Source organism: Burkholderia sp. LMG 13014 (assembly GCF_905232215.1).
In the GTDB taxonomy this organism is placed as follows: Bacteria; Pseudomonadota; Gammaproteobacteria; order Burkholderiales; family Burkholderiaceae; genus Burkholderia.
This window is the reverse complement of record NZ_CAJNKE010000219.1, coordinates 1-9,394: the sequence shown is the minus strand read 5'-3', so window position 1 is coordinate 9,394 and position 9,394 is coordinate 1. Positions and strand designations below refer to the sequence as shown.

The window sequence follows — 9,394 nt, the reverse complement described above, 5'->3', positions numbered from 1 at the left end:
TGGTCGGCGGCCGCAACCCGCCGCAACCGGGCGAGATCACGCTCGCGCACCTCGGCGTGCTGTTTCTCGACGAACTCCCGGAATTCGACCGGCACGAGCGCGGCCTCGGCGGCGCTGGCGAGCGGCAGGTACAGCTCGGGGACGCTCGACGTGGCGGTGTCGCTCGAACCCGGACCCGACACCCCGCCACCGTTGCCCGAATCGGAAAGCGCGCCGGAGCGCAAACCGGAAGCCGCGCCGCATTCCGCGGCCTGCCAGTCCCGCGCCACCCCGCACGCCATCGCGAACGCGCCGCGCATCGGCCGCAGCGCGCCCGTCAGCGACAGCTCACCCGCGAATTCGCGGCCAGCCAGCGCGTCGGCCGGGATCTGGCCGTTCGCGGCGAGGATGCCGAGCGCGATCGGCAGGTCGAATCTTTAGGGGTGTTAGTAACAGTTAGATATATCGTTTCTGTTTAATTTCAACGACTTGAGCGAGCTAACAATTTTTCGGGGCAGACGTAAGTGTCGCGAGAGAGCAACAAGATTTGTGCTGCCAACGCTTAGTTGGCGGGTCCTACGTTTTCGAAACAACTCGTGCCGCTCTGATGAGAACGACTTTGACTTGGCCGACTATTGACGGGCGGCGATCGAAAGATGGGCGTCGTACGTCTCTGGCGGTGGAACGCTAGAGGATATGAGCCGTCAAGGCGCCTCCGGCACCCCTGCCACCGCAGCATCGCCGGCTTGCTGCTCGTCCTCGTCGGCCTCGGCCTCGGCGTCGACCTCCGGTACAGGCTGGGCCTCCGGCGAATCCGCCGCGATGTGTAGGCGGTCGGCCACGTACGCCGCAATCTGATCTAGCGCATCTGGCGAACTTACCACGATGTTTCGGTCCGCCTTCAGCTCAAAAGAATGGGTGCCAACGCGTGCGAGGACTGCGTCGATGCGGCTTAGATGGCACCAGTAGACTGGGAGGTGCTCGGTGTGAACCGGTTTCGCCACGAAGTTCGTGACTTTCAGAGTCAACTGAAGGTCCGGCATATCTCCCAGTATCCGTTTGAAGGAGGCACCCTCAGCTCCGAGTCCCGTGATCACGATATCTTGGCTGCCGTCAGCGCAGAGCTTCTTCGTCCAAGCTCGCTTCTGGTGGGTCAGGTAGTACTCCGGAGGCTGGTCGTAGACATGCAGCATGTAGCGACCGGCGCGTGACTGCTTGTCGATCCGCTCCGGTACGAACACGGCCAGCCGAATCAAGTCCGCCATCATTCCTGCGACGGCCTGCGTCTTGGCGGTACTGTGCGTCTCGGGGGGAGCGCTTGGACGCCGAAAAAACTTTCCTTCGAGCCAAGCGTTGTGGCGCCAGCCATACTGCGCCAGTCGCTTGTTGCCCACTGTCATGCTATGAATGTTCATGAACAGGTCGGTGCGGAAGTAGCGCGGCCCGTTAGCTCCACGAAAATCCCCTTGCGCTCGAAACATCTTCTCCGACTGCAGGCAGCTGATCGGATTGGGCACGTTTCGCCCGTTCAGAACTTGAAGCAACGACATCGAGAACGCAGCAACGACGCCTGCCTCGTAGTCTTGCTGAAGGTAGCCGCTGCCGTGAAGCACTTCAGGCAGTGAGAAGAACGCTTGTTCGATGAGCATGTGGCCAAGTATGCCAAGGCCGAATGCTCATGACAATAAATACGCATGTAATAGCAGCTGCGGATCTATCCGCGCTGGTAAGGACACGAAGCGTGGGCTTGCGGCGCTTTCGTGCCCCTGTCAGTCTTCGTCATCGACGCTCACCCCTCAAGACTCGATGGACGAATGCCCACGCTATGAGTGCACCGTCATCAGGGAGCATCGGCTCATTGAGCAACGCACCAATCCGTTCTTCCCAGTACCTCCGTGCGCCCTGGTACCGTGCCAGCTCGCGTGGCACGATGAACAGGTACTCGATCTGCTTGTCGAGGCGGGCAAACAGTTGCGGCAGCCGCGCGTCGGCGTCGCCCTCGAATTCGTGCTCGTCGTCGCAGACAAGTTTCGGCACACCGTCTACGAAATACCGTTCCAGGTGCAGCAACTCGTCGTAGACCGACACGTTGTGGCGCGGAGGACCGCCGACAGGCAGCTGGATGCGCGCCTTGCCTTTGCCGAACTCGCGTGTCATGCCCTTCTGGTCTTTGAGCACCGCTTCGATGCGCAGCTCCGCATGGTTTTCGATCTTCGTGGTGAGTTCCCGCAGCCAGCGGGGCAGATTGCCGAACAGTTCGAGCTCGGTGAAGTAGTCAGTCGACATCATGTGTGCTTTTGCCTTCGTCGTGAGCAACCACGTCAGCCGACCATATCCGCGGATGAACGGCTGCTGGAAAAAATTCATGACGCGGTTGTGGCCGGCACGCTCGATCCGACCCAAGATTCCGTTCGTAAGCTTCTGCGCTGCCGTCAACCGAAGGCCGGTCGGCTCAACCGCCCGTATCAGGAGCGCTTTGGCGGCGTCCAGAACCGGAGGGCTGCATGATGGAATTCGGAAATCAGTTTGAGTCCTCGACCGCGTGTGAGGCGACCACCGAGGTCGGTTCGGCAGCACGAACGGCCGCAACCCTGACTGGCGACGATGCGCAGTCGACGGTGGAGACTGGTTGCCGCCGTAGAATAAGAGGCATCAAGTCTTGAAGGGGAATTGAATGAGTGACGGCGGAAGCTCGCCTGCCGACTGGGCAAAGCTCTACGATTGGTACCGGCAAAATACAGAAGCGCTACAAGAGCTGGTTGAAGCCATCACCGACGACTTGCCAAAGGTGAGGGAAGAAGTTGCGGCTGCGCGAAAAAGCGCACAGTCCATGTCCCAAGTGGCCGAGACAATTCGATCTCAGGTTGGGCTGGCGCAAGACGCCTGGGACAAGGCTGAGGACGTCGCAGAATCAGTTGGTTTAACTGCCGCGTCCTCAGCGACATCGGCGGTGGCGACTGCGACCAATGGCATGGTGTCGTCCTTGGAGCAAGCGACGAAGAATGCCACGGAAGTTACTACGATCTTGAAGAGAACTGTCTCTTTCAGTCGTGCCATTCTCATGGGATATTTTCTGCTATTGATCATCGTCTGCATTGCATGCTCTTACGTGGCTTACAGAAAGGGCGTCAGCGATGAAATTGCGCGTCATGCGGAGCCAACGGCGGAACGCAGCGCGACGCTGCTTTACAAGGGCGCGGCGCTCGAGAAGATGTATCAGGAAGGGTCAGCAAACGACAAGAAGAAGCTCGAGCAATTGTATAACCGGGCGGCTGCGAAGTTGCCATCGTGAGACGTCAAGGGCGCATCCCGCCGCGCCCGATGCTGCGGTCTCGTTCTAGTTCGGGACCTTGCCTGTCGACTGCCCGCGCAGGCAATTCCTTGCCTAGTGTGAGCGCGAAGAGATGCGCCAGACCGCGGAACCGAACCGAGCAATGTTCTGCTGGACTTTGCCCATCGCTTGGGATGTACACATAGACGGAGCCTTCAATCGATTTGAGTTCGTCTCCCGGGCAAGAGCCGGCAAGCGTGAAAAGCAAAGCCAGGTACTTCTCAAATCTGGCTGCGGTTGAGCCAATCAGCTTGTTTTCGAGAAACATCTCGATGAATCGATCTACATCGATTTGGTCTGCTGGTGCCGGAACGGGAAAGCCGAGTAGCGGGCAGATGGCGCCGGGATAATTTGCGAATGCGATTGATTCGACCTCCGCCTGGCCGATCCCGCGAAGTGACGTTGTGGTCTTCGTTCCCCAGCCTATAAAGTGCGCAGATCGCGCCCAACGGAGTGGATTCATTTGACTGGAGAGCGTCCTACAAAGGGCAACACGCAATTCCTTTCGTGCTTCGGACTGAAACGCGGCTTCGTTGGCCTTGAATTCAATTAGACAGTAGCGGCCGCGTCGCGCAACGATATAGTCGGCCAATGCCTTGTCTTGGCCACCGAGCGCGGTCGCACTTAGTGCTTCAGCTGTCTGAGGCTGTCCGGCGTAAAGCGCGCAGAAACGCCGGTCGAGCTGGGCCGAAAATCGAGCCACGACGTCGGATTCCAGCGCACGGGGGGCGGTTTCACCACGTACACGCGTTGCCAATTGTTCTCCAGATTTTGCTGTTTGATCGATCATAGCCGAATCATCGGTTTGCGTAGAAGCCTCGACAGCGCTCGTGCGCGTCGATCGCATCCCTACCTCGATCGAGATGCGGTTATGATCGCTCGTCGACACTTGAATGGAAGGCGCGACGATTGTGACGGCCGTTTTCACTGCGTCACGCAGCGACCGGAGGTCGGCAAGTTCCTGAGATTCCAGGATTAGCGCAAGACGTGTCCTCCGTGAGTCTACCGGTCCGATCTATTGATCAATAAGCATGAGGAGTTGCGATGCCAGAGGCGTTTTGACGTGAACGTCTGGCCGATTTGCTAATCGATCCCCGTGAAGATCTCAATTTTGAGATTAAGAACTGGCTGGACCTGCGTGCCAATAATGACGCAAAGGCGACGTTTGCCAAGTGCGCGGACGGAGCGGCCTGCGTTGGCCGTGTTCAGGGGAGTGATATGGATCAAAAAAATTCTAGAATCCTGCTGAATCGTCTGGTCGCCAATCGTTGCGAGGGCGAGCGCCGCTGCAGGCGGTACATTGACTGAATTGCTAGGAGGGAGGGGGCTAGTGACAGCAATTGATTTCACTCGGATTCGGAGCAACCCAAAGAGCCGCAACGACAGCTTCGAGGCGCTCGCCGTTCAACTCTTCCGTAGTACGTGCAAGGTGCCTACGGGCTCTACCTTCGTTAGCCTTAGAGGGGACGGCGGCGATGGTGGTGTCGAAGCATACTTTCGCACGCCTAGTGGTGCCGTTCTTGGTATTCAAGCCAAGTATTTCTTTCAGCTTGGATCAGCCGAGCTTGACCAGATCGACGGCTCGTTGCAAGCCGCGCTCGATAATCACCCGAATCTATCGGAATACTGGGTGTACATCCCCTTTGACCTCACGGGAAGGGTAGCCGCTGGAAAACGAGGCAAGAGCCAAGCGGAGCGATTCGAGGAATGGAAGCGCAAGGTGGAGGCCGAGGCAGCCAACCGTGGCTCTACGCTTTCCATCACGCTATGCGCTGCCGCAATCATCCGTAGCCAGTTGCTTGACCTTGACCCTCATGGCGGGATGCGCAGGTACTGGTTCGATGATTCGATTCTTACGGCCTCGCAGATTCAGCATTGCCTCGATCAAGCAATCGCCTTCGCGGGTCCAAGGTATACGGCTGCGCTTGATATCGTTACAAGCGCGCACACCGGCTTGGACTTCTTCGGTGGGATAGGTAATTTTCAAGCTTGGCGCGACGAGTCTTTGGCGCCTGTCATGGTTGGGCTGCGCGCTCTCAAGGGGTGGGGTAATGAGGCCCTAAGCATCCTCAATGAACCACTCGCCACAAAGGCTCGAAAGCTGATTGGCCAGGTCATGGCGGCGAGCGAGAGGATCACCAGCGTTTCTGTTGCCAGCGCGGAAGTCGTCGAGGCAATCCGTGCTATCTCAGCCCTGCTACCGCTCCTTGAGAAGGCTCGAGATGCTCAAGAACAAGACTTCTACAAGAAGCACGGTCGGGAGTGCGATACCCCGGGCTTCCGACAGTTTCATGCAGAATACATGTGTGATTTCCCTGCGGGAAACATGGACGCCGCGCGCGATTGGGGGGATTCGATACTGCGGTTGCAAAGCGTGCTGGCCTCGCAGGAGATCGGTGCCGCGACAACGCATTCTCTATTGTTGGTTGGCCCTGCCGGTATCGGCAAGACCCATGCGATCGTAAGTGCCGCACTTCGGCGACAGGCCCGAGGCGGGCAATCCTTAGTCGTCTTTGGCGACGATTTCGGCAAAGCAGAGCCCTGGGAAGTCATTCGCAGCAAATTGGGATTTGGTGCCTCCGTGGGGAGAGAGACCTTACTGGAGAGCCTTCAGGCGTGCGCAGAACACACAGGACTGCCGTTTGTTATCTATATCGACGCATTAAACGAGAGTCCGCGCAACGCCCGCTGGAAGGACAAACTTCCGGAATTCTTGACCCAGTGCAAACCTTATGCAGACGTCAAGGTATGCGTCTCTGCTCGGGATACCTATCGTGATCTGGTTGTCGACTCGCGGTTTCCCGGCTTTGCGTTTGAACACGTAGGGTTTTCCGGCCAAGAGTTTGAGGCGGTGCAGGCGTTCGCCGCCTACTACGGGCTTGACGCCGAGATTACACCGCTGTTCTCGCCGGAACTCAGCAACCCACTGTTCCTGCGACTGGCGTGCCAGACGCTCAAGGAGGAAGGGCGTGATTCACTCGATGTATCCCTGCCAGGCTTTACAGCACTGCTGGAGAGCCACCTCAAGTACTGTGATGCCCTCGTTCGAGGGAGACTGAAATACTCGAACCCTCGGAACTTGGTTCGAGCTGCCATGATGCGCTTGGCTGAAACCTTGACTCACAATCTGCCGCAAGAGCGAACTTGGGATGCTTGTATTGCTGCGTTGCTGAACCTTGTTGGAGCAGAGCTCGCCCCAGAAGCCTTACTCAAGGAGTTGGAATACGAGGGACTGGTCATTCTTTCGTCGGAGGAGGGAGATACCTGGTTCGTGCGACTCGGGTATCAGAGGTACGGCGACATGCTTCGCGCAATAAGTTTGATTGACGGGGTGATGCAGCCGTCAGGCGTGGATATCGAAGCGCTCGCAAAGAAACTCGGCTCGCTGTCTGCTGCTGATGATGGTGGATTGCTTGAGGCGTTGGCCGCTGTGCTTCCCGAGAAGACAGGTGTAGAGATAACTTCTAGCGCACTGGAACTGGATTCAGAGTTAGCACATCGTCTTTTCATCAACGGACTGCCTTGGCGCTCACGCGCAAGCATCACGTATGGGATAGATGACCATGTACGTGGAGCACTGTTTACACCGCACTTGTGGCAACAGGTCTACGAAGTCTTCTTTCGCCTAAGCTTGGTGCCCGGCCACCGCTTGAATGCATCAAACTGGCTTGGTCCTTTCCTGCGACAGTCGTCGATGGTGGACCGCGATGCTTATCTTTCGGTTGCCGCGTTCAAATCGTTCGACGCCAAAGGTGCCGTTTGGTCTCTCATCAATGCGGTTCTGCGTGCCGACATTGATCGGTGGCCAGAGGAAAGCCGGCGTCTGGCGACCGTCGCGCTTGCTTGGTTGACCTCCTGCGCTGACCGACGCGTCAGGGACTTGTCCGCCAAAGGGTTGACTCGGCTTGTGGCAAGCCAACCTGAATTGGGGCGCGCACTTGCTGAAGAGTTTCGGGATTGCGACGACGACTACATCCTCGAGAGCATCTCGCTTGCTGTCTATAGTGCGTGTCTGCTGGAGCGTGGAAGAAGGATTGAGTTTATTCCCGCGCTTGATGGACTGTTGAGCCCAGCCTTCGCCGTACCGAACATCTTGGTGCGCGACTCCGTGCGTCTGCTAGGGCGTCTCCTAAAGGATGTTGGTCTGCCAGAGCAACTGGCGCGTCGTTTGGACACATTCCCAGGGAGGGCTACCGCTCCTCTTACATGGCCGACACTAGATGATGCGCAGCCATTGCTCGCACTTGATGGCCTGCCGTCAAATATGAACCTGTGGGACCCGCATATTGGTCCCGATTTCTGGCGATATCAGGTTGAGTCGAAGATCCACGGGTTCGACTTGGAAGGTGCCGGAATCAGTCGCGAGAACATCGCGTGCTGGCTCATGGTCGGGCTCTTGAGATTGGGATATCCCGGCTACAAAGAGTGCGCGTTGCATACGGATCGGGCGATTAGCGGCCAGTTCGGAACCGGTCGTAGCCGCAAGGGCTACGCAGATCGGTTGGGCAAAAAATACTACTGGATACTGTTGCATCGCCTCGTCGGAATCCTCGCAGACAACGTCCCTCCGAGGCAAGATTCGTTCTCCGACTGGGCGCCGGGCGAAGAGCATCTATGGTCCGTGGATGTCCGGAAAGTAGATCTCACAGATGTGCGGGACATCAGTCCGCAAATTGATTATCCGGATGAACTGCTACAGGGGCCACGGTATGTGTTCCCCGACCAATCTACCGGCGACATCAAGCTCTGGGTGCGCACCGACGACTTTACGCCGTATGCAGAATGCATTGTCCGCACGGCGCGAACAGGTGATGAATGGGTGGCACTTTCGCTTAGTGCTAGCGATGATGACAGGTCGCCTGGAGAGGACTCGTGGAGCAAGCCGCACCTAGGGGTACGCTTGTTTTACACCAGCATCTTCGTCGATGGGGCTATCCCAGCTCTTGGTGGGAGGGGCGCCGGGAGAGACGCTTTTGATAGCCAAGGGGCTAGTTGCTATCGCGGCTATCTCGCTGAGTATCCAGATGGTCCAGTGTTCGACCAAGTTGCAGATGAGGGTTCTTTCTATCGGGGGCCAAAGGGTATGCTGTTTTCAGCGGTAACCCTGGCACGCCGAGGCGAGTGGGAGTACGACTACTCCTATACGACGCCTGAGCGGCAAGAGCATCTCAGCGTACCGTGCCAAGATCTGGTCAGGCTCTTGGGGCTGCAATGGGACAGGCAGAGGGGCTGGGTTGATTCCGGCGGCGAGTTAGTGGCTTTCGAGTCGGACACAAAGCGGCGCAATGCACTGTTTATTCGCCGTTCCAGCTTAAACCAGTACCTGGAAGTTACCGGGAAGAAGTTGATGTATCGGCGTTTCGCAAATCGTGGTTTTTTCAAGAATGGCGGACCGGACGGTTCACAGATTGATCTGTTTACTTGGTTGCTATACCGGCCTAAGGGGGGGCCGGATTTTTTACAGCAAGATGCTCGTCCTTACAACTGCTGAGATGGCCCCGTCTCTTAATGGCCGACGGACTGAGACCTCGTTGCTGTGTCGTCCGGCGGCCTTTGCCGGCGAGGATCGCCATTCGATCCTCTACGAACTCGAGCTGCGCCCGTGGATGTTGGCGTTCATCGAATCTTGACCCACGGGGGGCAATTCTAGGTAAACGTCAACATTTCTTCTAATGAATAAGATCAAAAGGACCGTTCGCCCGCTTTCGAAGGACCCAAATGATGAATGCGCCAGCCCAGTTTTGAGCGCGATTTCCTCAGATTTTTGTGCGTTGCCACGCAAAACGCTTCCCCCAGATGCAGGCGGCTCTGTAACACGAGGTAGCTTGTGCAGCGCACACACGCACAGCCGGCCTACAACATCCTGCGTCGGTTGCGACTGACGTCGCGGATACGGCAGTCGGTGAATAAAATTTGCGATGCTTGATAATTTTCCGATCTTGCAATTTCAGTTGCGGTTACTAGAATGAATCGCTAGCTCCTAGATTTAGATATCGCATAACGAGGAGTTTTAAGCTCACGTTGATCGGCAATAAAACGAATTCAACTTGAATTGTCCCGCCACAGCACTTTCTGACATTCGAG

At 57.2% G+C, this 9,394-nt stretch carries 5 protein-coding genes and 1 pseudogene; 2 read left to right on the top strand and 4 right to left on the bottom strand.

Going from position 1 to position 9,394, the window contains the following annotated elements; translation table 11 throughout:
- Nucleotides 1-248: 248 nt before the first annotated feature.
- The 3 genes and pseudogenes from JYJ84_RS38565 to JYJ84_RS20525 all read right to left on the bottom strand — a co-directional run.
- Nucleotides 249-416: pseudogene (locus JYJ84_RS38565) on the bottom strand (magnesium chelatase domain-containing protein); the annotation flags it as partial.
- A 267-nt stretch (nt 417-683) separates the two neighbouring features.
- Nucleotides 684-1,628: a hypothetical protein gene (locus tag JYJ84_RS20530; protein WP_175038245.1), complete on the bottom strand. Its 945-nt coding sequence runs from the start codon at nt 1,626-1,628 to the stop codon at nt 684-686.
- Between the two features lie 130 nt (nt 1,629-1,758).
- Entirely contained in the window at nt 1,759-2,382 is a 624-nt protein-coding gene (locus JYJ84_RS20525; RefSeq protein WP_175223290.1) for a hypothetical protein, read from the bottom strand.
- Nucleotides 2,383-2,653: 271 nt separating this feature from the next.
- Here JYJ84_RS20525 and JYJ84_RS20520 point away from each other — a divergent pair, with 271 nt between their 5' ends.
- Nucleotides 2,654-3,271, top strand: a complete 618-nt coding sequence (locus tag JYJ84_RS20520) for a hypothetical protein (RefSeq protein ID WP_175038243.1) — start codon at nt 2,654-2,656, stop codon at nt 3,269-3,271.
- A 4-nt stretch (nt 3,272-3,275) separates the two neighbouring features.
- Here the strand turns inward: JYJ84_RS20520 and JYJ84_RS20515 are convergent, their stop codons facing one another.
- Entirely contained in the window at nt 3,276-4,238 is a 963-nt protein-coding gene (locus tag JYJ84_RS20515) for a hypothetical protein (RefSeq protein ID WP_205184845.1), read from the bottom strand.
- Nucleotides 4,239-4,640: 402 nt separating this feature from the next.
- On the opposite strand from JYJ84_RS20515, the gene JYJ84_RS20510 reads away from it, so the two are divergent.
- Nucleotides 4,641-8,801, top strand: a complete 4,161-nt coding sequence (locus tag JYJ84_RS20510; protein ID WP_175223292.1) for an ATP-binding protein — start codon at nt 4,641-4,643, stop codon at nt 8,799-8,801.
- The last annotated feature ends 593 nt before the right edge of the window (nt 8,802-9,394 follow it).